We start from the raw sequence: 25773 nt of genomic DNA on the forward strand, positions 1-25773 counted from the left end.
TTTCGTCTACGAACGGTATACGATAGATACACCGTCGGGAACGCTAGTGCAACGGTTCGGATGCTGAAATATCTCCGGTCTGGCCACGGCAAAGCAAAAAAAGGGGATCGATATGAATAGTTTAAAGACGGTTTGCATGCTTGCGGGCGCGGCCTGCCTCGCGCTCACGGCGGTTGCCGCCGATGCACATAGCCTGGATGAAATCCTTTCGGCCAAGAAGATCGTGGTCGGCATCAACCCGAACCTGCCGCCGCTTGGCCGCTTCAACGACAAGAACGAAATCGAGGGTTTCGACGTCGATGTCGCCAAGAAACTCGGCGAGATGCTCGGGGTGGAGGTTTCGCTCGTACAGGTCTCGTCAGCCGATCGTGTGCCGTTTCTGGCGACCGGCAAGGCTGATATCGTACTCGGCGCGCTGACCCGCACGGCCGACCGGGCGAAGGTGATCGATTTCTCCCTGCCGATCCAGACGGAGGCGATCAGCGCACTGGTTGCGAAGGGCAAGCCTTACCAGACCATGGATGATCTGAATTCCGCCGACGTTCATCTCGTCGAAGTCCGCGGCACGACACCCGTCGACTTCGTGAAGGACCGTTTGCCGAAGGCGCAGGTGACACTGTTCGACAACTATCCCGACGCCGTGCGCGCTTTCGAACAGGGCCGGGGCGATGCCATCGTCGACGTTGTCGACTATCTCGGCGCCTATACGAAGAACTATAGCGCCGAGACGCGGGTGATCACGGACAAGTCGGCTTCGATCGATTATGATTGCATCGGCCTTGCGCAGGGCAATACGGCGTTGAAGTCGTGGGTCAATGTCGCCCTTTACCAGCTGCAGACAAACGGCTTCATGAAGCAGACCTACAAGCAGTGGTTCGGGATCGACATGGTCTATCCGGTCCCTGTCACGCCTTATTTCTGACCGGACGACGCGGCTGATACGGAACGGGATCGGGTCATGCACTACGCTCTACATTACAGCCAGATCACATCCTATCTGCCTTACCTGATAGGGGGCGCTCTGCTCAGCCTGGAGCTGAGCGTCCTTGCCTTTGCGGGTGGCATGGTGATCGGCTTCGCACTGGCCATCGCCCGCAACGAGGGTGGTCCGATCCTGTCGCGCCTGGTGCGGGCCTATGTCGTCTTCTTCACCAACACGCCGCAGCTGGTGCAGATCTATGTGATCTTCTTCGGCTTGCCGGATCTCGGCGTCGTGTTTTCGCCCTTCGCGGCTGTGCTGATCGGCATGACGCTGAATGCGGGGGGCTATCTGACAGAAATCCTCCGAGCCGGGCTTGCCTCGGTTCATCAAGAGGAACTCGACGCGGCCGAGACCCTCGGCATGAGCCGGCTTCAGAGCCTGCGCTATGTGATCGTGCCGCATGTCTTCCGCGTTGCGATGCCTCCGCTCAGCAACCAATATATCCTGATGACGCTCGGCACATCGATGGCTGCTGTGTTCGGCGTCGAGGAGCTGACGGGCCGCGCGTTCAATGTAAACTCGACGACGTTCCGCTCCATCGAGATCTTCACGACGATCGCCGGGCTTTATGTCGTGATCACCTTGATGGCGACGATCCTGCTTGCGGTGGTCGGCCGCTACGTTTTCCGCGCAAGGGTCAGGGTGCTTTGATGTTGAAGGATATTCTCGCTCAGCTCCCCCAGGTCTTCACCAGCTACAACATCGCCATGCTTGCGGAAGCGGCATTGACGACGCTCTTCCTCTCGGCCGTCGGCTGCCTCGTCGGGGTCGTATTCGGAACGATCCTGTCCCTGGCCCGCCTGTCGCGCGCTCGGATTCTCCTGCCCGTCAAGATCGTCGCCTTCGTCTATGTCGAAGTGTTTCGGCGCGTGCCCTTCCTCGTGACCTTGCTGGTGTTCTTCTTCGGCGCGCAGGTGCTTGGCTTCGATATCTCGCCGCTGGTGGTTACCCTGATCAGCACCTCGGTCATTTCCACGGCTTTCGTGGCGGAGATCATCCGCGCTGGGCTTGCTGCGGTGCGGCCCAGCCAGCTCGAGGCTGCCGAGGTCATGAACTTCTCGCCCTGGCAGACCCTTTGTCTCGTTCGCTGGCCGCAAGCCTGGCCACTGATCCTGCCGCCGGTGTTCGGCTATTTCGTCCTGTTCATCAAGGATACGGCGCTTGCCTCGCAGATCGGTGTCCTCGAACTCACCCAGGCGGGAAAGATCCTCAATACCAAGGGCTTTTCGGCCCTGCTCGTCTTCGCGACGATCCTAATTCTCTATTTTCTGATTTCCTACCCCCTGGCCCGGCTTGGGGCTTATCTGGAGAGCAATCTTGGCGCATCTCGACATTCGCGGTCTCACGGCCAGCTACGCTAATCACACCGTTCTCGACGGCATCGACCTGACGGTGGAGCGCGGTGAGATCGTCAGCCTGATCGGCCCGTCGGGGTCCGGAAAGAGCACATTGCTGCGGGTGATCACGGGTCTCCTCAAGCCGGAGCGCGGCGAGATCATTCTCGACGGCGAAAGGATCGACTATTCTGATCGTCGTTCGCTGAAGGCGGCGCGGGAAAAGCTGGCGATCGTGTTCCAGCAATATAATCTCTTCGGCAATATGACCGTGCTCGGCAATGTCATGGTCGCTCCGGCGAAGATCCGAAAGCGTAACAGGAGCGAGGTGGAGGCCGACGCCCGGCGCCTGCTCGAAAAGGTGGGGCTTGGCGACAAGCTGAACGCCTATCCGGACGAGCTCTCGGGCGGCCAGCAACAGCGTGTCGCACTTGCGCGAGCGCTGTGTCTGAAGCCGGAAATCCTGCTCCTTGACGAGGTCACCTCCGCGCTCGATCCGGAGCGGGTGAGCGAGGTGCTCGACACCATCAAGCTCCTGGCCTCCGAGAACATCACCCTTCTGATCGTCTCCCATGAAATGAATTTCGTGCGCGAGGTTTCCGATCGCGTTGTCTTCATGGCGAATGGCAAAATCCAGGAGATCGGGTCGCCGGAGCAGATACTCGATACTCCTCAGGTGCAGCGCACCCGCGAATTTACGAGCAAGATCGCTCGGGTGTCTCAGGCAGCTCCTATTGCGACTTCTCTGGAGATTTGACGACAGCGAGATTGAAGATAACCGCTGGCCCGTATGTGAACCGCACCGGGTTTGCCGGAGGCTCCCACTTCTAAGAGAGTGGAGCCGATATGAGCAAGACAACGAACAAGTTTCCACCTGAAGTCTGTGAGCGTGCGATCCGCATGGTTCTGGATCACGAAGCAGAGCATCCGTCACGGTGGGCTGCCGTTTCATCTATAGCGGCCGAGATCGGCTGCTCACCGGCCACGCTACATGAATGGGTGAAGAAGACCGAGGTCGACAGCGGCAAACGAGCGGGCCTGCCGAGTGAGGTGGCCGAGAAGATGAGGGCTCTTGAGCGGGAGAATCGTGAGCTTCGCCAGGCCAACGAGATATTGCGCAAGGCGTCTGCTTATTTCGCCATGGCCCCTTTCAGCGAATGCAAGCATTCGCTTGTCGGGCAAGGGGAGCTCGACCGCCCCTTCAAACGATGATCTCGTTCATCGACGAACACCGTTGCGTGTTCGGGGTCGAGCCGATCTGCAGGCTGCTGCTGATTGCCCCGTCAACCTGATACGAGAACGTCGCCAAGCGACTGGACGTGGATCGCCTGTCGATCCGCGCCAGCAGCGATATCAGCCTGAAGATCGAGATCGGTCGTGTCTTCGAACAGAACTTCCGCGTCTATGGCGTTCGGAAGGTCTGGCGGCAATTGAAGGCGGCAGTTGAAGCGTGAAGGCTTTGGCGTCGCCCGTTGCACGGTCGCCAGGCTCACGGGGTCGATGAGCCTGCAAGGCATCATTCGCGTAAACCGTCAGTTCAAAGCTCCTGCTGCGCCGAACAGGCTATGGGTTTCGGACTTCACCTATGTCGCGACCTGGCAGTGCTTCGTCTATGTGGCCTTCGTGATTGATGCCTTCACTCGCCGCATCGTCGGGTGGCGAGTGAGCAGGACGACACCGCAGGTTTCGTCCTCGATGCTCTGGAGCAGGCTCTGCATGATCGGCGTCCCGCTCATGGAGGCGGTCTCGTGCATCACTCGGACAGGGGCGTTCAATACGTATCCGTTCGCTATTCCGAGCGGCTGGCAGAAGCAGGCATTTAGCCCTCTGTCGGAAGCGTCGGCGACAGCTACGACAACGCACTCGCCGAAACGATCAACGGTCTCTACAAGGCCGAGATCATCCATCGACGTGGGCCGTGGCGCTACGCCGAAGCGGTCGAGTTCGCCACTCTGGAATGGGTCGACTGGTTCAACCACAGGCGAATTCTGGAGCCCATCGGCAACATACCGCCAGCCGAAGCCGAGGAGCAATATTACGCCAGCCTGGACGCGCCAGCCATGGCTGCATAACTTAAACGAAATGGCCTCCGGCAAATCCGGTGCGGCTCACTCTACCACTAACGGGCGTACGCCAGATGATGCAGCAAATAGGCCAAATTGTACGGAGACGGCTTGCCGGCATGCCTGTTCATGGAGGCAAGCGTTCGATGGAACCTCACAACGGATGGAAGCAAATGGTCTCTGGCCTATCGGCATCAGAATCCCGCGCCGATTCACGTTAAAGTGACAGTGCCGATCGGACACTTTCGACTATCCATAGACCGCCCTGCAGACAGCCTCGCATTTGTCCAGGTCGAGCCAGCCGTTACTGCGGATGCCTGATTCCATGTCGATCCAGTATAGATCGTTGGCAGATGCACTTATGGCCGCAATGACGTCGGCAACGTTTTCTGGCTTTATGCCACCGGAGTAGCCACAAAACGGTCCGTTTTTGGGAAGCGTCGGCCATGCCTTTGGCGTAGCTCCGCTGCCGAAGGATGTGTCGAACAGCCAGTCCAGGCGAGTTTCATCCGGAAAGGCGTCCTTGCACTGAAGCATGGTCCGTACGCCCAGGCGCTGGCCAAAACGCCAGGTATTGTCGACTTGGGCAGGCGAACTGCCGGAGAAGCTGTGGTTGACCTGAATGCGCTGAAAGCCGGTGAGATCGAGCGACACCGTGTCGGGTGCATTGGCGATCTTCGATGCTTCCACCCCGCAGACATGGGCGGCAAGCCGCAGGTTTCCTGCTGTTAGACAAGCTTTGCGTGCCTCCTTATCCGGAAACAGGGGCTTTTCCTCCTGCGCATCATCGATAAGCATGCCCCACTCGATGGGATAGCGTGCTGAAAGACTCTGCAGATCGCCGATGAGTTTCGGGTCATCTAATCCGGTGAAGGCGATAAAGGCGGGAGCTTGAGCCATGGGTGTTCCTCGATTTGTTGTTCGTGCGGGCATGTGCCCGTGCATGTAAGCTTCCCAGAAGCATATTGGTACGTACCAGATATGTCAATTTGGTCAGGGAAGGTTGGAAATGGATGGATTTATGAATTTTTGTTGACACACTGGTACGTACCATATAGTTGTATCGAAAGTCACTTCGGAACTGGATGCGATGGCGGACTTGCTGGACGAAACGGGCGATCTTGAACTGGCGGGGCCGGCCGCGACCCAGTCAGGCGCGCCGCTTTACCGGCAATTGGCTGCGAAGTTGAGGGCGGAGATCGAGAGCGGATCGCGAGGCTCGAACGAGCTTTTGCCTTCGGAGCGTGATATCGCGGTTCACTATGCGATGAGCCGGGACACGGTGCGCAAGGCTGTCCGACTGCTGGAAGAGCAGGGGCTGCTCTATAGCGAACAGGGTCGGGGGACCTTTGTCGCCCCGTCCTCGGTCAGGGAAATGTCACGCTTTCTCGACAGCTTCTCGCAGGACACCGAAAAGCGCGGTGGCGTTGCCGGCCAGACGATTGTCCTCGTCGAGCAGCTGCCGGCCAACCTTGCGATTGCGGGCGTCCTCAAGATCGAGCCGCGCCAGACGGTCACGCGCGTGAAGCGCATTCGCACCATCGACGGCGCTCCCGTCGGCATTCACGATACCTATCTGGTGCTTCCGCTAGGCGCCGCCTTTACGGCGGAAGATCTGGTTCGGTCGGGCTCGCTCTACAGGCTGCTCGCAACCCGCTTCGGTCTAAACGCGGCGGAGGGCCTTGAAAGCCTGAGCTCGGTTGCGGCCAATGCCGAGGATGCGAGTCAGCTCGGCGTAGCCATCGGCGCGCCCCTTCTCTTGTGCGAGCGCATCACGCTTTCCGAGCGCAGGCAGCCGATGGAATATTGCGAGATGAAATACGTATCGAGTTATCGATACACGACACGCGTCAACAAATTCAGTCAAAAATAAAAACAGAACAACCTCAGAGGGTTAGAATATGGAAATGATCAGATTGGGCGCCGCCATGCGGTGCGTGCGAGCTATTGCTTTGTCTGGCGGCATGGCCCTGGCCGCGATGACGGTAGGCCATGCGGAAGACCTTAACCGGCCGCCGCAGAACATCGTCTATTTCGTCAACGGCACACTCGGCGACAAATCCTTCTTCGATTCGGCGGAGCGCGGCATCCAGCGCGTCAAGAAGGAGCTGTCGGTTTCGACCCAGACGGTCGAAGGTGGCGTCGATCCGACCCGCTGGGAAAGCGCGATCATCGACCTCGCTGAAGGTGGTGACTACGATACGATCGTGCTCGGCACCTATACGATGGTGCCCATGGTCGAGAAGATTGCGCCACAGTTTCCCGATATCCGCTTCATCCTCTTTGACGGCGCGGTGGACTATTCCAAATGCAAATGCGGCAATGTCTACTCCATCCTCTTCCGGCAGAACGAAGGGGCTTATCTGGCGGGTGTGCTTTCCGCGCGTCTGACACAGGCGGGCATTGCCGATATTGTCGCCGGCAGCCCTTTGGGCACCGTCGGTGCCATGCAGATCCCCGTTATCGATGACTTCCTGGTCGGCTACGAGGCCGGGGCCAAATCCGTTCTGCCCGATGTCAAGGTATTGAAGCAATATGCCAATTCCTTCAGTGATCCGGCCACCGGCAAGGAGATCGCCAAGGCGCAGTTCGGCCAGGGCGCCAGCATCGTCTTCCAGGTCGCCGGTGCGACCGGCCAGGGCGTCATCGAGGCGGCGGCCGAAGCCGGCCGTTACGCCATCGGTGTCGATTCCGATCAGGCGCTGATCTACGAAACCTCCCGTCCGGATACTGCCAAACGCATCGTTACCTCGGTGATGAAGAATGTCGACAATACGGTCGTCCGCTCGATCTCCCTGATGAAGGACGGCAAGCTGCCGCTTGGTACGGCGGAATCGCTTGGCCTCAAGGAGGGCGCGATCGGTCTGGCGGACAACAAGTTCACCCAAGCCATCGTCCCGCCCGCTGTCATGAGCGAGGTCGACAAGGTCAAGGCTGATATTATCGCCGGCAAGGTCAAAGTTCCGACCGCCTTCTGATCGGGTGTGGTCTCATCTCTTGCGAGGAGCTTCCTTCGATGGAGCATCATCCTTCTGGCGCCGGCAGAACGGCGCCAGCCATAGAGCTGCGCAATGTCAGCAAGCGTTATGGCAATGGCACCTTGGCGAATGAAGACGTGTCGCTGACGATCGAGCGCGGAGAAATCCACGCGATCTGCGGCGAGAACGGTGCCGGCAAGTCGACGATCATGAAGATGATCTACGGCCTGATCCAGCCGAGTGCCGGCATGATCCTGGTCGATGGTGTCGAACGTCATTTCACCCATCCGAGCCAGGCAATTGCCGCCGGCATCGGCATGGTGGCGCAGCATCTAAACCTCGTGCCCTCCTTTACCATCGCCGAGAATGTCGTGCTCGGTCAGGAGCCGGCCGGACGAGGCGGGCTCCTGGACCGTGACGCTGCCATCGCCACGGTCCAGCAACTGGCGAAATCCTTCGGACTCGATGTCGATCCGACTGCACGAGTGGGCGATGTTTCGATCGGGATGCAGCAGCGTACCGAAATCCTGAAAACACTTTATCGCGGCGCGCGGATCTTGCTGATGGACGAACCGACCGCCGTTCTCACGCCACAGGAGACGGACGAATTGTTCGTGGCGATCCGCCGGCTGGTGGCGTCGGGCGTCACGGTCGTCGTCATCACCCATAAGCTTGCGGAAGTGAAGACGATTTCCGACCGGTTGACAGTGCTGCGCGACGGCCGCGTGACCGGGCACGCCGATACCGCCGACATCGATCACAAGACCATTGCCGAAATGATGGTCGGCCGGACGTTGGCGCCGCAGGTCGTCAAGCGTGTCGACACGAGCGATCGGCAGCCGCGCGTGCGGGTGCGCCAGCTTGGTTATGTCAACGCACAGGGCAGCGTGCGCCTGTCCGATATCAACTTCGATGTCGCCGGCGGTGAGATTCTCGGCATAGCCGGCGTGGAAGGCAATGGGCAGAATTCGCTGGCGCGCGTCCTGAGTGGGCTTGCTGCGCCGCATGCGGGAACAGGCGACCTCGATGGCGTGACCTTTACCGGCCGGGGCGTTCGGGCCGCGCGCAAATCCGGTGTGGCGACAGTTCCCGAGGATCGTCTGAAAGAGGGTGTTGCGGTCAATCTCGACATCGAGAACAACATCGTCGCGACCACCTATTACGAACCGTCCTTCTCCGCCTTCGGCTGCTTGAAGACCGGCGCAATCGGCAAATGGGCCGGGGACCTAATCAAGCAATTCGAGATCAAGACAGCCTCAGCCAAGACGCCGGTCGGCGCGCTTTCCGGCGGCAATATGCAAAAGGTGGTCATGGCGCGCGAAATATCGGGCGAGCCGAAATTCCTCATCGCCGCGCAGCCGACGCGCGGCGTCGATGTCGGTGCGGCCGGCTCGCTGCGGGACGAGTTGGTGGCACTGCGCGATCGCGGTGCGGCCGTGCTGTTGATCTCCGCCGACCTGGAGGAGGTCCTGAGCCTTTCCGACCGGATCGCCGTGCTTTTCAAGGGGGAGATCGTCGCGCATTTCCGCGCTGACACTGCCGATCAGCGCGAGATCGGCCTCTATATGACCGGGTTGAAGCGCCAGCCGCAGGCGGCGGCGACGCTCGATGCCGTCTTCGCCACCGATCCGCAGGAGGCGATAGCATGAGTGCATCCTCGAACTCTTCCGCCGGTATCGGCGCTCAGATCCTGCGCCTGATCTTCGTTCTCGCCGCCGCTCTGGGCTGCGGCTTCGTTCTGACGGCTTTTGTCAGCGCCGAGCCGTTGAAGGCCTATGGGGCGCTGCTGACAGGCGCCTGGCCGGATTTCGGCTGGAACGGCGCGGGACAGTTCACGGTTCGCCGGATGACCCGGCTGGGTGCGCTGCTCGAAGACGCGACAACGTTGACGCTGCTCGGTCTTGCCGTCGCCATTCCTTTTCGCGCCCGGCAATTCTCCATGGGCGCGGATGGCCAGCTTTTCCTCGGCGCGATTGCTGCTGCGGCCGTCAGTCTTGCGCTCAGCGGTCCGGCGATCATTCTCATTCCCGCTGCCTGCCTGGCGGCTATGACGACCGGTTTCTTCTGGGGATTGCTGCCGGGCGTGCTGAAAGCTCGCTTTGGCGCCAGCGAGATCGTCACCACCCTGATGCTGAACGTCATCGCCGTGCAATTCTATCGCCTGGTCATCACCTATTGGCTTCGCGACCCCTCTGCCGGCTTCATCACCACGCCGCCATTGCCAGATGCAGCCGTACTGACTGCGCTGCTCGCCCGCACCAATGTGACGGTCATGGGTCTTGTGGCGATACTGGCCGCCGTGGCCGCATGGTTCCTGATCAAGCGGACGACCGTCGGCTACGAGATCACCCTTGTCGGCGAGAATGCGCGATTTGCCGAACAGGCCGGCATCCCCGTGAAGCGCGCCACGGCACTCTCCATGGCATTCGGCGGTATCTTCGCTGGCCTTGCCGGCTTCCATACATCGAATGCGCTTTTGAAAGCCCTGCCGGTCGATCTCACGCCGGGTCTCGGCTTCGAGGGCATCGTCGTGGCGCTGCTTGCCCGCAACAATCCGCTTGTCATCCCGATCGTGGCGATCCTCTATGCCTATCTCCGGATTGGGGCGCAGGTGATGGAGCGCAGCTCCGATGTCACGCGTGAGATGGTCATGATCATCCAGGCCTTCATTATCCTGTTCGTCATTGCCGAGCGCTTCGGCCCGGCGCTGCTGACAAGCTGGCTGCGGGCGCGATCATCGGCCAATGGCGGAAAGAGGGCACGCGCATGAGCACAGAACTCATCCTTTGGGGCACATTCCTCGGAACGCTGCTTGCCGCCATATTGCGGGCCTCCGCGCCGATCATCCTATCCGCCTTTGGCGGCCTGATTTCGGACCTTGCCGGCAGCGTTAACATCGCGCTGGAAGGTATCATGCTGGTGGCCGCCTTCTTCGGCGTCGTCGCCTCGGCCTATTCGGCGATCTGGTTTCCCGAAGCACCGCTCTGGCTGCATCCGTGGATCGGTTGCCTTGCCGGACTGCTCGCGGGCGGCATGATCGCCGGACTGCTCGCAGTATTTCACCTCGAGCTTGGCGCCGACATCATCGTCGCCGGCGTCGGGATCAATATCCTGGCTTCCGGCCTGACAGTTTTTCTGCTCGTCTCGATCACCGGCGACAAGGGCTCGACCGCGACTTTGACCAGCTACGCCTTGCCGTCGCTGCATATTGCCTTCGTCGATAACATCCCGATCATCGGGACTGTCCTGAACGGCGACGGCTTTGCCGGCCATAACGTCATTGTCTATGCAGCGCTTCTCGCTGCGCCGCTCTTGTCACTATTGCTTTATCGCACCCGTTTCGGGCTGAGACTTCGTGCCGTCGGTGAGAATCCGGATGCAGCCCTTGCCGCCGGCATCTCGGTCAAACGCGTGCAATATGCGGCGCTGTTGTTGAGTGGGCTACTGGCCAGCCTTGGGGGCGTCTTCCTGAGTATGGGCTATCTCACCCTGTTCCAGGCCGACATGACCGGCGGCCGTGGCTTCCTGGCGCTTGCAGCCGTGTTTCTCGGCGGCCGCCGTCCGCTCGGCACGCTGATCGCCGCTCTCATCTTCGGGGCTTCGACCGTGTTTGCCGCGCAGCTCGGCAGCTACAATGTGCCGAGCCAGATCGTCTTCATGATCCCGCCGGCATTGACCATCCTTGCCCTGGTATTCTTCAACATCCAGCAAAACCGCCGGATAGCCAAGCGGATCACCCGGGCCGCGGGTGCTTTGCGCCACGCCTCATACCGAGAGTTCTAGCAAAACAAACAATAAGAAACGGACCAGGGATGACAACAAACAAGTATCACGATCCGATCCTTGCCTCCCTTGCGCTCGCCGGCATCGGCGATGCGCTCGGCGCGCCGACGGAGCTTTGGGGGATAGATGAGATTTTCGCGCGTTACGGCGGCCTGGCCGACCGCTTCGAGGAGCCGCCGCCGGATACGTTCGCGGGCGCCAACAGCGGTAAGCGCGGTGAAGTCACCGACGATGCCAGCCAGATGTACTATCTCGCCCGTGCCTTGGTGAAGGCAGGCGGTCGTCTCGATCAGACGGGATGGATTGCCTGCCTGCTTGATTGGGTCGATACCTCGCCGAAGGCCGGCTTCATGGGCCCGACCACTGCGGCGATCGTCGCCGCATTGCGGGCAGGGGAAAGTCTCGATCGTGTCGGCGTCGTCGGTACATCCAAACGCAAACTGACGAGCATGGGCAATACCAATGGCGCCGCCATGCGCGTTGCGCCTGCCGGTCTTGTGCATCCCGGCAATATCGCCGCCGCTTGCGAACAGGCGCTGGTGACCTGCCTGCCGTCTCACGATACCGACGTTGCTATCGCGTCCGCCTGCGCGATTGCCGCAGGCACAGCCATGGCTCTCGTGGAGCGCGATATCGGGGCTGTCGTCCAGGCTTGCCGAGAGGGCGGTGTTATCGGCGCGCGACTGGCGGCCGAACATGCGCGCGTGCCGCCGGGTCCGCGTTTTTCGACCCGGCTGGATATGGCACTAGAGATTGCGGCACGCGCCACGGACGACCGTCAGTTTCTCCATGATCTTGATGCAGCCATCGGCGCGTCAATGCTCGCTTGCGAATCCGTACCGGCGGCCATTGCCATCTTTGCCTATGCGAAGGGCGATCCGCTGCGCACGGTGGCGCTGGCGGCAACTGCGGGCAATGACACCGACACGGTGGCCACGATGGCTGGAGCGATGGCGGGTGCCATGGCCGGTACGGCAAAGCTGCCGCAAATGCTTTACCGCGAGTTCATCACGGTCAATGATGCCGAGTATCAATTGCAGAGCCTGGCGGCCGGATTGGCCGATATCGCCTTGGAGAATGCCAGCCATGGCTAATAGCCGCACCGAATTCGCGACCTTCTTTAGGCAAAACGCTGACCGCCCCTTCGATATGCTCGCCTATGGCGATCCGAACATCGACTATGTCTTCGAGACCGCGCGGGTGCCTCTGGCTGACGAAAAACTTCTCGGCCGCCGTCTTGGCACTTTTGCCGGCGGTACTGCCGCCAACGTTGCCTGCGCCGCGAGCCGGCTGGGTGCTCGTGTCGCGGGTTTTGGACGCGTCGGCCGCGATGCGGATGGCCAGTTGCTGCTGACGGCCAACGAAGAGGCTGGTGTCTCGAATACATTCCTGCGCGTCGTCGACCGGCCGACGGCGGCGGCGGCGATCATCGTCGATGCATCCGGGGAGAAGGCTCTGGTCTATGCGCCGATGCCTGGCGAGCCGGTGAATGAGGTGGCGCTTTCGGCAGCGCTTCTGCAAAGTCGGCTGCTTTACGCCATGCCCTATGATCTCGCCGAGTTCCGGCAGGTCACGGCGCTGGCGCGTGCCGCCGGCGTTGCCGTTGCCATCGATATCGAGGCGGCTGTTGCGCCGACCCGCGAGCGTCGTGATGCCTTGCTGGAATGCTCTGATATCGTCTTCATGAATGAAGGCGGCTTTCGCGCGACGTCGGACGCGGAGATCGCCGTCGAAACCATCCGCCCGCTTCTGGACAAAGGACCGCAACTGGTCGTCGTCACCATGGGGGCCGCGGGCGCCTTTGTCTGCAGCCGTACCGCATGGGCCAAACATCCGGCCTTTCCGGTCAAAATGGTCGATGCGACAGGTGCGGGCGACTGTTTCAACGGCGCTTTCCTCGCCGCTTGTTTCAGCGGCCGCACACTTGAGGGCAGCCTCGCATTTGCCTGTGCGGCCGCAAGTATCGCCGTGTCGGCGGTCGGTGCGCGAACCGCATTGCCGACGACAAAAGACGTCGAGGATTTGATCTCGGGTCAACCCATCAAATGCAGGGCTGAACACCGAAATGAGGACGGCGAGGTTGAAGGATAGGCACAATCCTTACAATCATGCGGAATATTCAAAGCATAGTAACCGGTTACTATGCGCCGTGCGTCGACCATTCAGGTGCCCCCTGCATCCAGCCTAAGGAGACGCGGATGCGTGAAGCCCCATCCCAGTCCAAGGGACCGAGCACCTCGTCGCGCGGCTGGACACGAGCTGTGCGATCCCGAACGCCCTGCAGCCCACTCGACCACAGTCGACGTTGGATGGAAGCAAGTACTCAATTGTGGTTGCCAATCGAGCCATCGCCTTCGAAGCCTGACAACGCGCCGACAATCCGTCTTCACCGTCCCGGAGAATAGTATCGTGGATGCCAGTGCAATCGCCCGGTTGGGGCACATTCCTGCGCTCAGCCGCGTCCCTGCTTCGCCGCTGTATCGCGGCGCCACCATCGCCATGTTCTTGTCGGGAGTGGGGACCTCGGTGGCCGCGCCGCAGATCGTTTTGTTCCTTTGCGTGAGCTGGGCACCCCGCTGCCGCTCGCGGGCCTCTTTTTACCTGAGGAGCTTGGCAGCTCCTGCCCAGCGCCGTGGCGACGGCCTCTGCCGTATTCATGAGTTCGTCAGCAGTCAGCACCGCACTCGGCGGTGTGACGGGTGGGCTGGGTGTTGCCGCGGTCGGCCTGTTGCACGTTTTCTGGTTCCCAGCGGTGTTCTCGGCGCTGGCGGTGCTGGGTCTGGCCGCCATGGCGCGGTCTGGCCGCGTCCTGTCATAGGCTGAAATTCATCGCCATCTCGTAAATCTCGCACCCCGTCCCGTGATCGGCCTCCCGCTCGCGGCCATCAACCTCCAACTGGCTCTCTCGGAATGAAATATATTTCATTGTGTGAATTATATTGACATGTCGATTTCCTCGGGGCTAACTCCAGTCACCGGGGTTCGAGGAGGAAGTCCGGTTTCACGAACAAGGCGCGCTGTGCGCCATCGGCTTTTTGGGAGGGGCGTCAGCCTCGAGGAGGAACTTTGCGCAATTTTCTGGGCACGACAGCGATGGCTGTTTTGGCTGTCGCGACATTGAGCACGGCTGCGTCAGCGGCTGAAACGGACAATCCGTTTCGCTGCAAGCCGGGTGAGAAATACGTCATGAACGTCATGGTTTCGGGCGTCGAATACTGGTTCCCGGTCTATGAAATGTTCAAGCAGGCCGGCCGACAGCTTGGCTGCGAGACCGCCTATACCGGTACGCCGGAATATGACGTCAACAAGCAGATCGCCACCTTCGATCAGGCGCTCGCCCAGAATCCGGCAGGCATACTTGTCCATCCGATGAATTCTGACCCATTCATCGAGCCGATCAACCGCGCGATCGATCAGGGCACGGCGGTGGTCACTTTCGCTGCGGACTCGCCGCTTTCCAAGCGTATCTCCTTCATTACCTCGGACAATACGCGTGAAGGCACCTACGCTGCCGACGCGATTGCCGCCAAGCTTGGTGGTAAGGGCGAATATGCCGTTCTGGAAAATCCGGGGCAGGACAATCACGACAAGCGCATTGCAGCCTTCATCGCTCGCATGGAGACAAAATATCCCGACATGAAGCTCGTCGGACGAGCCGCGTCGAACCAGGACCCCAACAAGGCCTACCAGGGTCTTATGAGTTTGGTGCAGGCGCATCCGAACCTCAATGCCGTGTTCATGCCGGAGGCAAATTCGGCGATCGGCGCGGCCCAGGCCAACAAGGAAAGCGGCGGCAAGATCCTCGTCATGTGCGCCGACGTCAACGCCAACATTCTCGACATGATCAAGGCCGGCGAAGTGTTCGGTTCGATCAATCCGAACCAGGGCATGCAGGGCTACATGGGCTTCATGATGCTGTGGTTTGCCAAGCACCCGGAACTGATTGATCCGATGAACGACGCCAAGCGCTCGGGCTTCAACCCGATGAGCATCCCCTTCGTCGACAACGGTCTGTCGATCGTGACGGTGGCCAACGCCGATGATTTCTATTGGGACAAGTACCTGAAGCGCCGCGGCACGAAGGGCATCGAGGAGTAGGTCTTGCAAAGCGGCTGTCCGGGGTGAGGAGATCCCGGGCGGCCGATGTGAGGGGACAAGAGAGAGGACGTCATGGTGCAGCCACCGGTCTTGGAGATACGCAATGTCAGCAAACGTTTCGGTGCCATCAAGGCGCTGACGGATGTGACATTTGCCCTGGAAAAGGGCGAGGTGCATGCGCTTTGTGGCGAAAACGGTGCGGGCAAGTCGACGCTCATGAACATTATCGCCGGGGTGCTGCAGCCAAATGAGGGGGAGATCCTCATCGACGGCGCGTCCGTGAAGATTTCTTCTCCGGCCGCCGCCCAGTCTCTGGGAATAGGTCTCGTCCATCAGGAAATCGCGCTTTGTCCGGATGCGACGGTTGCAGAGAACATGTTCATGGCAACAACGAACCGGCGCCGTTCGCCCCTGATGAATTTTGCTAGGCTGGAGCGGGAGGCACAGGCCGTGATGGACCGCCTTGCCCCCATCGATGTCCGCCAGAAGGTCGGCGATCTGCCTATTTCCAGCCAACAGCTTGTCGAGATCGCCAAGGCCCTGACGCTCGACTGCCGCATTCTCATCTTTGACGAGCCGACGGCCGCGCTGACGGAAGCGGAAGCTCAGGTGCTCTTCGGCATCATCAACGATCTGAAAGCCCATGGCATCTCCATCGTCTATATCAGCCACCGCATGGCGGAGATCTTCAGCCTTTGCGACCGCGTTACCGTCTTTCGCGACGGGCGATATGTTTCGACTGAACGTGTGTCCGATATCACGGCGGAAGATGTGGTGCGCCGCATGGTCGGCCGCGAGATCACCCAGCTCTATCCGGAAAAACAGTCCGCGGCGGAGCGCACCGGCGAGAGCATTCTTTCCGTCCAAAATCTTGGCGACGGCAAGCGCTTTCACGATGTCAGCTTCGAACTGCGCAAGGGCGAAATTCTCGGGATCGGCGGTCTGATCGGCTCCGGCCGGACCGAGATCGCGGAGGGCATTTGCGGACTGCGTCGAACGACGGAAGGCGAGGTTCGACTGCTCGGCAACACCCTCTCTGCGTCGTCCTATGCGGATTCTGTGCGGGCGGGTGTCGTTTACCTATCCGAGGATCGCAAGGGCTCCGGCGTGTTTCTCGACCTGTCGATCGCGCAGAACATAGCCGCTCTCGATCTGAAATCGCTGACCGGCCCTTTCGGACTCCTGAATGCGAAGACGGAGGCCGAGCGCGCGCACGATCTTGCGCGTCGTCTTGGCGTTCGCATGGGTGGTATCGACATGCCGGTCTCGTCGCTCTCGGGCGGCAATCAGCAGAAGGTCGCCATCGCCAAACAATTGGCGGTCGATCCGAAGGTGATCCTCATGGACGAACCGACGCGCGGCATCGACGTCGGCGCGAAATCAGAAATTCATCGTCTGCTGCGTGACCTCGCGCGTTCCGGGATAGGCATCGTCGTCATCACGTCGGAACTGCCCGAGCTCCTTGGTCTTTGCGACCGGGCGATCGTCATCCACGAAGGCACCGTCGCCGGCGAACTCGAAGGAAAGGCGATGACGGAAGAAGCTATCATGAGGCTTGCTTCGGGCATTGGCGCGCGGCAGCTCACCACATCGAAGGCATCAGAGCATGCCGTCTGAGAAAAAGGCAGAAACGGGGGACAAGGCAATGACAGATCACGCATTGACGGTGACGCGGGAGCGCGCTTCTTCCTGGAGGAAGCTCGGGACGATGCGGGAAGCGGGACTGATCGCGATCATTCTCGCGCTCTGCATTCTGATGAGCTTTGCCTCTCCGCACTTCCTGACGCTCGGCAATTTCAGGGCGATGCTGATGTCCTTCTCGGTGGAGGGCATCGTCGTCGTCGGCATGACGATCCTTCTGATCGTCGGTGGTATCGATCTCTCGGTGGGCTCGGTCGTCTGCTTCTCGATGGTGCTGTCGGGATCGTTGTTCCTGATGGGATTGGATCCATGGAGTGCATCGCTGATCGGCATCGTCGCCAGTGGCCTTATTGGCTGCGCCATGGGCTTCTTCGTGACGGTCATCGGCCTCAACCACTTCATCACATCCCTGGCCGCCATGGTGATCGTACGCGGCATCTGCCTCATCATCACCAAGGGAACGCCGCTGTCGCTGTTTACACTACCGCCCTCGTTCAAGGCTGTCGGACAAGGTACATTCTACGGAGTGCCCTATGTCATCCTGATCTTCGTCGCCGTTGTTGCCATCTTCGATTTCCTGCTGCGCCGCGCAACGGCTTTCCGCAAGGTTTTCTATACGGGAAGCAATGAGAAGGCGGCGCTCTATTCCGGGATCAAGACCAACCAGGTGAAGTTCTGGGTTACCGTGCTCTGTGCCACGCTGTCCGGCGTTGCCGGCGTCATCTACATGTCGCGCTTTGGTGCGGCGACCCCGACCTTCGGCGTCGGAATGGAGCTCAACATCATCGCCGCAGCCGTCATCGGCGGTGCGTCCCTGAGTGGCGGTTCCGGCACGATCCTTGGCGCCATCCTCGGCATTGCGCTTCTGTCTGTCGTCTCAAGTTCGCTGATCCTGCTCAATGTATCGGTCTATTGGCAGGACATGATCAAAGGCTGCATTCTCCTGACCGCCGTTTCCATTGACCATTTCCTTCACAAGCGGAAGGCCGCCTGACATGCCCATTGCAAAGCTCAAATCCCCATCCGCGCCGCGAGAGGAAATCGTCATCGCGCGCCAGATGCACCAGGCTCTCGTCCTGCACTTCCTCGAAGGTCTGACGCAGGCGCAGATCGCCGACCAACTCGGCCTATCGCATGCGACAGTCAACCGGCTGATCAAACGCGGCCGCCAGCTCGGCCTCGTGGAGATCAAGATCAAATCTCCTGTCGAGCCCCTGGTCGATATGGAAGAACAGCTTCTAGCGCTTGGCGGTATCAGCCGAGCCATCGTCGTGCCGACCGTATCTGATAATCCGCAAACGGCGTTGCAGGCAGTTGGCGAGGCAGCAGCACGTTTGCTGCTTGAAGAGATTGCCGATGGCGACACCATCTGCATCACCGGCGGCAAGGGCGTCAGCGCTGTCGTGGCCGGCCTTCAAGCGCCGCGTCGCTTCGATGTCGCGGTCATCCCGGCAACGGGCTGCGTGCAGGGTAAGCACTATACGGATGTAAACCACGTCTCGACGATGATGGCCGATCGCCTGGGCGGCCGCTCGTTCCAGATCCACGCCCCTCTCTTTGCCGACAGCGCGGCCGAGCGCGATATGCTGATCAACATGCGCTCCGTTGCCGATGTCTTCAAACAGGCGCGAGAGGCCAAAGTGGCGGTCGTCGGCATCGGCTCCATTCTCTCCGATGACTCCAGCTACTACGACCTGCATCCCTCTTCGAGCACGGATCGCGCAGCAATCGAGCGTTCCGGCGCCTCATGCGAATTGCTTGCCCATCTGCTTAATGATCAGGGCCGCGTTTGCGACTACAGCCTCAACCGGTCATTGGTCTCGCTAACCCTTCCGGAGTTTGCGTCGATCCCGACGAAGATCGGCGTGGCGAGCGGGCCGAACAAGGCAGGGCCGATCCTCAGCGTCATGCGCGGCCATCATCTCGATACGCTGGTGACTGACGAAGCAACCGGCGCGCGCGTTCTGGCGCTGGCAAACGGCGAAAGACAACGTGCATGAGCGGACAACAATTGATACGCGAAATAGGCAGGTCGGGCGTGACTGCTTCTGCTGTCGGCCTCGGAACATGGGCGATCGGCGGCTGGATGTGGGGAGGCACGGACGAGGCGGAATCGATCGCCGCGATCCAGGCGTCGCTGGATGCCGGCGTCACATTGATCGATACAGCACCGGCCTACGGGCTCGGTCGATCCGAGGAGATCGTCGGCAAGGCGCTTGCGGGCCGCCGTGACAAGGCGGCTATCGCCACCAAATGCGGCCTCGTGTGGCACACCGACAAGGGCAGACATTTCTTCGATCAGGATGGCAGACCGGTTCACCGCTACCTTGGCCGCGATGCGATTTTCCACGAAGTCGAAGAGAGCCTGCGACGCCTCGCGACGGACTATATCGATCTCTACATCACCCATTGGCAGGATCCTACCACCCCGGTCGAGGAGACAATGCGGGCGCTGGAAGACCTGAAGGCATCGGGCAAAATCCGGGCAATCGGCGCCAGCAATGTCGGAGTGCCGGAACTTGAAGCCTATATTTCGACTGGCGGCCTGGATGTCATCCAGGAGCGCTTCAGCATGATCGACCGGGAGATCGAGACCGATCTGTTGCCGCTGACCCGAGCGAACGGCATTTCGACACTAAGCTATTCCTCGCTTGCACTCGGCCTTTTGTCCGGCACCATTGGACCCGACCGAGTCTTTTCCGGCGACGATCAACGGAGGGAGAATCCGCGCTTTTCCGTTTCCAACCGCGAGAAAGCGCTGGCCTTTGCGACCGCCATCCGAGCGGTTGCCGATAAGCACAGGGCCAGTGTTGCGCAAATCGTCATCGCCTGGACGCTGGTTCAACCCGGCGTCACCTTTGCCCTCTGTGGCGCGCGCAATCCTGCGCAGGCGCTCGACAATGCCCGGGCCGGAACCATACGGCTGGATGCAGATGATCGATCAGCCATCGATGCAGCAATTTCAGCGAAACTGACCGATATGGACAGGTAACGGATCACCATCATGAATCGTGAAGAGACGTTGGACGGGCTTCGCCGGAGCCCGAAGGTGGACGTGTGTGTCATCGGCGGCGGCATCAACGGCATCAGTGCCTTCCGGGAGCTGGCGCTGCAGGGGCTCGACGTGCTTCTGGTCGAGAAGCACGACTATTGCTCTGGAGCGAGTGCCGCATTGTCGCGCATGGTGCATGGCGGCCTTCGCTATCTCGAGAATGGCGAGTTCAAACTGGTGCAGGAATCGCTTGTCGAGCGTGACAGGCTGCTGCGCAATGCTCCGCACTATGTCGCGCCGCTGCCGACGACCGTGCCGGTTTTCGATATCTTTTCCGGGCTTGGCAATGGTCTTGTCCGCTTCCTGGGATTGTCACGCCGGCCCAGCCGTCGCGGCGCCATCGCCATCAAGGCAGGCCTCAGCATCTACGACTTCCTGACGCGCAAGCGGGCCATGATGCCGCGCCATCAGTTTCGCGGCCGGCGCAGCACGCTTGCCAAGTGGCCGGCGCTCAACGCCGACATCAAGAGTTCCGCCACCTATTACGATGCCTGGGTCAGCCACCCGGAGCGCCTCGGCGTCGAGTTGCTGGATGATGGCCTGTCTACGGGATCGAAGGCGCTGAACTACGCGGATATCCGCGCGATGGGTGAGGGCCGATATCTCGTGCACGACACCATCACCGGCTCTTCGGCGACGATCGAGCCGTCACTCATCATCAATGCAACTGGCGGATGGATCGACATTACCAACGGCACGCTCTTTAAACCCGAAACCAGGACGGTCCCTCTGATGGGGGGAACCAAGGGGTCCCACCTCATCATCGACAACGCAACGCTTTATGAAGCGCTGGCCGGCCACATGATCTACTACGAGAACGAAGATGGCCGGATCTGCATCCTGTTTCCTTATCTCGGTAAGGTTCTGGTCGGCTCGACCGATATCCGCATCGATGATCCCGATACCGTACGCTGCGAAACGGACGAGCGGGACTACATCTTGCAATCCCTGTCCTTCGTTCTTCCCTATATCAAGATCCGGCCGGAAGAGATCAGCTTCCAGTTCTCGGGCGTGCGTCCGCTGCCGGCGAGCACCGACAGCTTTACCGGCCGCATCCCGCGCGATCATTTCTGCACGGTCGTCGATGCCGCCGATGGCGGCCCATCGGTCGTGTGCATGATCGGCGGCAAATGGACGACTTTTCGTTCCTTCGGCGAACTCGCCGCCGATCTCGCATTGGAGCGGCTGGGGAAAGAGCGCCGCATTTCGACAACCGACCGGGCGATCGGCGGCGGCCGACGATTTCCACTGGATCGGGCTGCCTGGATCGCCCAGGTGGCGACAGAAAAGGGAATTCCGGGTTCCCGCATGGCGGCGCTTTTCGGCCGCTACGGCACACAAGCGGAAGCCTTCGCCGGTTTCATTGCGATGGCACCTGACAGGCCCATGCCGCATCCGGACTACTCGGAGCGCGAACTGCTTTTTCTCATCCGCAATGAAGCAGCGGAGCATATTGATGATCTGCTGCTGAGGCGCACCACTCTTGCCATATCGGGCAATCTTTCACAGCAGATGATGGACGCGGTACTCGATCTTCTGGCCGCTGAAAAAGCCTGGACATCGGCGCAGCGGAATACCGAGCGCGACCGCTTTCTCACCCTCTTGCGTGAACGCCACGGCGTCACCGAAAGCACCCTTACAGACCGGAACGAACAAAGGAGCATGGAATGCGAAGCAACAGCAAAGTCCGGATGAACCGGCTATTCAACGGCGGCCGCTGCCTGGACGTGGCCATTGATCACGGGGTCTGCAACGAGCCATCCTTCCTCAACGGACTCGAAGATATGCCGGCTGTCGTCAAGACCCTGGTTGACGCGGCACCCGATGCGATCCAGATGAACTACGGCCAGGCCGATCTGCTGCAAACTATTGCTACCAAGAATAAGCCGGCGCTGGTGATGCGCGTTGACATGGGAAACCCGTATAACCGCACGCGTCACCGGGACATGTGGGCTGTGCTTCAGAACGAAGCCGAGCCGCTGATCGGCGCGATCGAGATGGATGCGGCCTGCGTCGTCGTCAATCTCTTCATGCTTCCCGACGAGCCGGATCTCTTTCGTCAATGCGTGCAGAATATTGCCCGCGTGCGCGCTGACTGCGACAAATACGGCCTGCCGCTGATGATCGAACCGCTGGTGATGCAGCCGGTCGACCAGGCCGGTGGCTACATGGTCGATGGCGATGCGAACAAGATCGTCACCCTGACGCGATTGGCACGGGAGATGGGTGCGGATATCGTCAAGGCGGACCCGACCACCAATACGGAAGATTTTCACAGGGTCGTCGAGGCTGCCCGTTGCCCGGTTCTGGTTCGCGGCGGAGGCAAGGAAGACCTTCGCGCCGTCTTTGACAAATCCGCGGCCTTGATGCGGCAGGGCGCCATGGGCATGGTCTATGGGCGCAACATCTATCAGCACGCCAATCCGAGCGCCGTCGTGCGCGGACTGATGGCGATCATACATGACGATGCCGGCGGCGAGGAAGCTTTCGCGCTTTATCAGCACGGCTGACAATGAAGACGGGAGCCTTGGGAGGGGTTCGGCATGGCAGATTATCTATTGGGGCTCGATGCCGGCAATACCGTCATCAAGGCGGTCATCTTCGACCGGGAGGGCAACGAAATCGCGGCGGCGGCGGCAGAGGGTAACAGTCGGATGCCGTGCCCCGGGCATGTGGAACGCGGGCTAGACGAACTGTGGAGCAACGCCCGTAAGGTCATACGCAGCTGCATAGAGCAGGCGGGAATCCGGCCCGGTGATATTGTCGCCGTTGGCTGCGCCGGCCACGGAAACGGGCTTTATGCGCTGGATCGCGATGGGCAGCCGCTGCTCGGCATTCAGTCGCTGGATACGCGAGCGGCCGGTCTTGTCGAGGAATGGCAGGCACAATGCGTTGGCGACCGCACCTATCCGATCGGCCAGCAGCGACCCTGGCCGTCGCAGACGCCGACATTGCTTGCCTGGCTGAAACGGCATCGGCCGGAAACCTTCGCCAGGATCGGCACGGTTTTCCTGTGCAAGGACTTCATCGTCAACCGCCTAACGGGCATGGGTGTCAGCGACGTCTCCGATATGAGCGGCTGCGGTCTGCTTGACGTCGCCAATCGCCGTTACGACCGGTTGCTGATGGAAGCCTATGGCCTTGGCGACTGCATGGAGCTTCTGCCGCCCTTGATCGAAAGCGCCGATATCGCGGGGGAGATCACGGAGGAGGCCGCCAGTCAGACCGGGCTTGCCGCCGGAACGCCGGTCGTCGGCGGGCTGTTTGACGTGATTGCGTCCGCCGTCGGCTCCGGCGTCACGCGAACGGGTGCCGCCTCGATCATCGCGGGAACCTGGAGCATCAATCAGGTCATCATCGACAGGCCGCAGCTGGCCGGGCCAGTCTTCATGTCCTCTACCTTCGACCGGGAGCGCTATATGGCGATCGAGTCGAGCGCCACGTCGGCGGCAAATCTTGAATGGCTGGTACGGGAGTTCTTTTCCGACGCTTCGACGGATGGCCGCTCACCTTTCGATCTCTGTGGCGAACTCGCCGCCGCTATTGAGCCGGCTGCGGATGACCCGCTCTATCATCCCTTCCTCTATGGCGCGCAGCAGAACGGCAATGCCCGCGCCGGCTTTTATGGTGTTGCCGGCTGGCATACGAAGGGGCATCTCGTGCGTGCTCTCCTCGAAGGCGTCGCTTTCGGTCACCGTGAGCACATAGAGACAATGCGCCGAGCCGGAGCCGTCTTCAACGAAGCGGTGCTTTCGGGCGGTGGTTCCCGGAGCCTGATCTGGCCGCAGATATTTGCCGACGTTCTGGGTCTGCCTGTGTCGATCGCGCGCTCGCGCGAAACCGGTGCGCTCGGGGCGGCGATTGCCGCAGGAACAGGCGCCGGTATCTTCGCGGACTTTGCCGCAGGCGCGGCCTCGATGGTGCGGATGGAGCGCAACTATACGCCGAACAGGCGCCTGGAAGGCCACTATGAACGGCGTTACGGCCTTTACCGCGATATCGCCGAGGCGATGGTCCCGATCTGGCGGCGCCTTGCCTCAGGGGCCGATCAAATAGCAGGAGCCATGAAATGAGCGGATCTTCGAACGAGGCGATCGCAGATGCCGGTTCCTATGACTTCATCATCGTCGGAGCGGGGTCGGCCGGATGTGTGCTGGCCAACCGTCTCTCCGCAAATCCGGCAAACCGTGTGCTGTTGCTCGAGGCAGGCGGCAGCGATCGATATCATTGGGTGCACATCCCGATCGGTTACCTCTTCTGCATGGGCAACCCGCGGGTTGATTGGATAATGAAGACCGCCGCCGAGCCCGGACTCAACGGTCGATCGCTTCCTTATCCGCGCGGAAAGCTGCTTGGTGGCTGCTCCTCGATCAACGGAATGATCTACATGCGTGGGCAAGCCGCCGACTATGACGGATGGCGGCAGGCGGGCAATGCCGGATGGGGCTGGGACGATGTGTTGCCGTATTTTCTCAGGTCCGAAGACAATTACCGAGGAAAATCGGCCCTGCATGGGGAGGGCGGCGAATGGCGGGTCGAACGGCAACGCCTCTCCTGGCCGATCCTCGATGCGTTCCGGGAGGCAGCGGCGGAACTCGGCATCCCGAAGACGGATGATTTCAACGGAGGCGATAATGAGGGTTCGGGCTATTTTGAGGTCAATCAGCGCGGCGGAGTACGCTGGAACACCACCAAGGCCTTCCTTCGCCCGGCAATGAAAAGGCCCAATCTCAGGGTCCTGACCGGCGCGGAAACGGAAAAACTTCAATTCGACGGCCTCCGGGCCTCCGGCGTCCGCTTTCGAATGAATGGCAAGCTTCATGCCGCGCGCGCCGGAGGTGAAATCATTCTCTCGGCCGGAGCGATCAATTCGCCAAAGATACTAGAAATTTCGGGGATCGGCAGTCCCGGCCTATTGCGGGCCGCAGGCATCGATGTGGCTCATTCGCTGCCCGGCGTCGGCGAGAATTTGCAGGATCACCTGCAGATCCGCACCGTCTTTCGCATCGAGGGCGCAAAGACGCTCAACCAGCTCTACCACAACCTCTTTGCCCGCGCGGGCATGGGGCTTGAATATGCCTTTCGTCGGTCCGGTCCGCTTTCCATGGCGCCCAGCCAACTCGGCATCTTTGCAAAGAGCGATCCATCCCTGGCGACGGCGGACCTTGAATATCACGTCCAGCCTCTCAGCACCGACCGGTTGGGCGAGCCGCTGCATCGCTATCCAGCCGTGACCGTCTCTGTTTGTAATCTCCGTCCGGAAAGCAGGGGAACGGTTCATGTGACGGGTCCAAACACCTCTGCGACACCGGATATAAAGCCGAATTACCTATCGGCGAGCCGAGATCGCATCGTCGCGGCCAAATCGATCCGCCATGCCCGCAGCCTGATGCGGACAAGCTCGATCTCGGCTTTCGCGCCAAAGGAAATGCTGCCAGGCACGGAGTTCCAGAGCGACGAGGAACTGATCCGAAGGGCAGGCGACATTGCGACGACGATTTTTCACCCTGTCGGCACCTGCAAGATGGGGAGTGATGAAAGCGCGGTCGTCGACGCCCGGCTGCGCGTACACGGTATCGGCGGACTGAGGGTCGTTGATGCTTCGATCATGCCGAACATCGTTTCGGGCAACACGAATTCGCCGGTCATCATGATTGCCGAGAAGGCCGCGGAGATGATTGTCGAGCGAGTGTGAGCTGCAAGGAAAAGATCGTGTCATATGCGCAAGCCGCAGAAGCATCCGATCCGCATGCTGTAATCGTGAAACTGCGGCATCCTGATACCCAGCGGCGGCTCGCTGCGAGGCTTTGCTGGTCTATGCCCTTTTCAAACTGCGGCTGCG

Annotated in this window: 22 protein-coding genes, 1 pseudogene and 1 other annotated feature; of the genes and pseudogenes, 22 read left to right on the forward strand and 1 reads right to left on the reverse strand. The window is 60.6% G+C overall.

All coding sequences use genetic code 11. From position 1 onward, the window contains the following. Positions 1 to 112: 112 nt before the first annotated feature. The 5 genes and pseudogenes from AB6803_RS22385 (at position 113) to AB6803_RS22405 (ending at position 4388) form a co-directional block, all read left to right on the forward strand. Positions 113 to 922: a transporter substrate-binding domain-containing protein gene (locus tag AB6803_RS22385; protein WP_371110959.1), complete on the forward strand. Its 810-nt coding sequence runs from the start codon at positions 113 to 115 to the stop codon at positions 920 to 922. A gap of 36 nt (positions 923 to 958) precedes the next feature. Next, on the forward strand, positions 959 to 1633 hold the full coding sequence (locus AB6803_RS22390) for an amino acid ABC transporter permease (RefSeq protein ID WP_371110960.1): 675 nt from the start codon (positions 959 to 961) through the stop codon (positions 1631 to 1633). Continuing rightward, complete coding sequence (locus tag AB6803_RS22395) at positions 1633 to 2343, forward strand: amino acid ABC transporter permease (protein ID WP_371110961.1); 711 nt, start codon at positions 1633 to 1635, stop codon at positions 2341 to 2343. The genes AB6803_RS22390 and AB6803_RS22395 overlap by 1 nt, the downstream gene beginning before the upstream one ends. Further along, positions 2300 to 3073: an amino acid ABC transporter ATP-binding protein gene (locus tag AB6803_RS22400; protein ID WP_371110962.1), complete on the forward strand. Its 774-nt coding sequence runs from the start codon at positions 2300 to 2302 to the stop codon at positions 3071 to 3073. Before AB6803_RS22395 ends, AB6803_RS22400 begins: the two co-directional genes overlap by 44 nt. An 89-nt stretch (positions 3074 to 3162) precedes the next feature. Next, a pseudogene (locus tag AB6803_RS22405) lies at positions 3163 to 4388 on the forward strand (IS3 family transposase). After that, positions 3485 to 3599, forward strand: a sequence feature (AL1L pseudoknot). Its footprint overlaps the pseudogene before it by 115 nt. Positions 4389 to 4628: 240 nt before the next feature. Here AB6803_RS22405 and AB6803_RS22410 read toward each other — a convergent pair. Further along, complete coding sequence (locus AB6803_RS22410; RefSeq protein ID WP_371110963.1) at positions 4629 to 5279, reverse strand: phosphoribosylanthranilate isomerase; 651 nt, start codon at positions 5277 to 5279, stop codon at positions 4629 to 4631. A 190-nt stretch (positions 5280 to 5469) separates the two neighbouring features. On the opposite strand from AB6803_RS22410, the gene AB6803_RS22415 reads away from it, so the two are divergent. From AB6803_RS22415 to AB6803_RS22495, 17 genes are all read left to right on the forward strand, one after another. After that, positions 5470 to 6252, forward strand: a complete 783-nt coding sequence (locus tag AB6803_RS22415; protein ID WP_371110964.1) for a GntR family transcriptional regulator — start codon at positions 5470 to 5472, stop codon at positions 6250 to 6252. Between the two features lie 34 nt (positions 6253 to 6286). Further along, complete coding sequence (locus AB6803_RS22420; RefSeq protein WP_371110965.1) at positions 6287 to 7357, forward strand: BMP family protein; 1071 nt, start codon at positions 6287 to 6289, stop codon at positions 7355 to 7357. Between the two features lie 38 nt (positions 7358 to 7395). Beyond that, on the forward strand, positions 7396 to 9006 hold the full coding sequence (locus AB6803_RS22425) for an ABC transporter ATP-binding protein (RefSeq protein WP_371110966.1): 1611 nt from the start codon (positions 7396 to 7398) through the stop codon (positions 9004 to 9006). Further along, positions 9003 to 10127, forward strand: a complete 1125-nt coding sequence (locus AB6803_RS22430) for an ABC transporter permease (RefSeq protein WP_371110967.1) — start codon at positions 9003 to 9005, stop codon at positions 10125 to 10127. The genes AB6803_RS22425 and AB6803_RS22430 overlap by 4 nt, the downstream gene beginning before the upstream one ends. Beyond that, positions 10124 to 11140, forward strand: a complete 1017-nt coding sequence (locus AB6803_RS22435; RefSeq protein WP_371110968.1) for an ABC transporter permease — start codon at positions 10124 to 10126, stop codon at positions 11138 to 11140. The genes AB6803_RS22430 and AB6803_RS22435 overlap by 4 nt, the downstream gene beginning before the upstream one ends. Before the next feature lie 29 nt (positions 11141 to 11169). Next, positions 11170 to 12234 carry an ADP-ribosylglycohydrolase family protein gene (locus AB6803_RS22440; RefSeq protein ID WP_371110969.1) on the forward strand — a complete coding sequence of 355 codons (1065 nt, stop codon included), beginning with the start codon at positions 11170 to 11172 and terminating at the stop codon, positions 12232 to 12234. Continuing rightward, positions 12227 to 13231 carry a carbohydrate kinase family protein gene (locus AB6803_RS22445; RefSeq protein WP_371110970.1) on the forward strand — a complete coding sequence of 335 codons (1005 nt, stop codon included), beginning with the start codon at positions 12227 to 12229 and terminating at the stop codon, positions 13229 to 13231. The genes AB6803_RS22440 and AB6803_RS22445 overlap by 8 nt, the downstream gene beginning before the upstream one ends. 565 nt (positions 13232 to 13796) lie before the next feature. Beyond that, the gene (locus AB6803_RS22450) at positions 13797 to 13958 is read left to right on the forward strand and encodes a hypothetical protein (protein WP_371110971.1); all 162 of its coding nucleotides are present in this window, start codon (positions 13797 to 13799) and stop codon (positions 13956 to 13958) included. Positions 13959 to 14206: 248 nt separating this feature from the next. Further along, positions 14207 to 15238 (forward strand): substrate-binding domain-containing protein, encoded by a 1032-nt coding sequence (locus tag AB6803_RS22455; protein WP_371110972.1) that lies wholly within the window; start codon positions 14207 to 14209, stop codon positions 15236 to 15238. Between the two features lie 72 nt (positions 15239 to 15310). Further along, positions 15311 to 16855: a sugar ABC transporter ATP-binding protein gene (locus tag AB6803_RS22460; protein ID WP_371110973.1), complete on the forward strand. Its 1545-nt coding sequence runs from the start codon at positions 15311 to 15313 to the stop codon at positions 16853 to 16855. 28 nt (positions 16856 to 16883) lie between these two features. Beyond that, a complete protein-coding gene (locus tag AB6803_RS22465; protein WP_371110974.1) occupies positions 16884 to 17873 on the forward strand; it encodes an ABC transporter permease in 990 nt (329 codons plus the stop codon). Between the two features lies 1 nt (position 17874). Further along, on the forward strand, positions 17875 to 18879 hold the full coding sequence (locus tag AB6803_RS22470) for a sugar-binding transcriptional regulator (RefSeq protein WP_371110975.1): 1005 nt from the start codon (positions 17875 to 17877) through the stop codon (positions 18877 to 18879). Continuing rightward, the gene (locus AB6803_RS22475) at positions 18876 to 19871 is read left to right on the forward strand and encodes an aldo/keto reductase (protein WP_371110976.1); all 996 of its coding nucleotides are present in this window, start codon (positions 18876 to 18878) and stop codon (positions 19869 to 19871) included. The genes AB6803_RS22470 and AB6803_RS22475 overlap by 4 nt, the downstream gene beginning before the upstream one ends. Before the next feature lie 12 nt (positions 19872 to 19883). Continuing rightward, positions 19884 to 21626 (forward strand): FAD-dependent oxidoreductase, encoded by a 1743-nt coding sequence (locus AB6803_RS22480; protein WP_371110977.1) that lies wholly within the window; start codon positions 19884 to 19886, stop codon positions 21624 to 21626. Further along, positions 21599 to 22441, forward strand: coding sequence for a class I fructose-bisphosphate aldolase (locus AB6803_RS22485; RefSeq protein WP_371110978.1), 843 nt, complete (start codon positions 21599 to 21601; stop codon positions 22439 to 22441). The genes AB6803_RS22480 and AB6803_RS22485 overlap by 28 nt, the downstream gene beginning before the upstream one ends. A 33-nt stretch (positions 22442 to 22474) precedes the next feature. Next, positions 22475 to 24004 carry an FGGY-family carbohydrate kinase gene (locus AB6803_RS22490; protein WP_371110979.1) on the forward strand — a complete coding sequence of 510 codons (1530 nt, stop codon included), beginning with the start codon at positions 22475 to 22477 and terminating at the stop codon, positions 24002 to 24004. Then, positions 24001 to 25626, forward strand: a complete 1626-nt coding sequence (locus tag AB6803_RS22495) for a GMC family oxidoreductase (protein ID WP_371110980.1) — start codon at positions 24001 to 24003, stop codon at positions 25624 to 25626. The genes AB6803_RS22490 and AB6803_RS22495 overlap by 4 nt, the downstream gene beginning before the upstream one ends. Positions 25627 to 25773: the final 147 nt, after the last annotated feature.

Source organism: Rhizobium sp. RCC_161_2, assembly GCF_041355235.1.
Classification (GTDB): Bacteria; Pseudomonadota; Alphaproteobacteria; order Rhizobiales; family Rhizobiaceae; genus Rhizobium.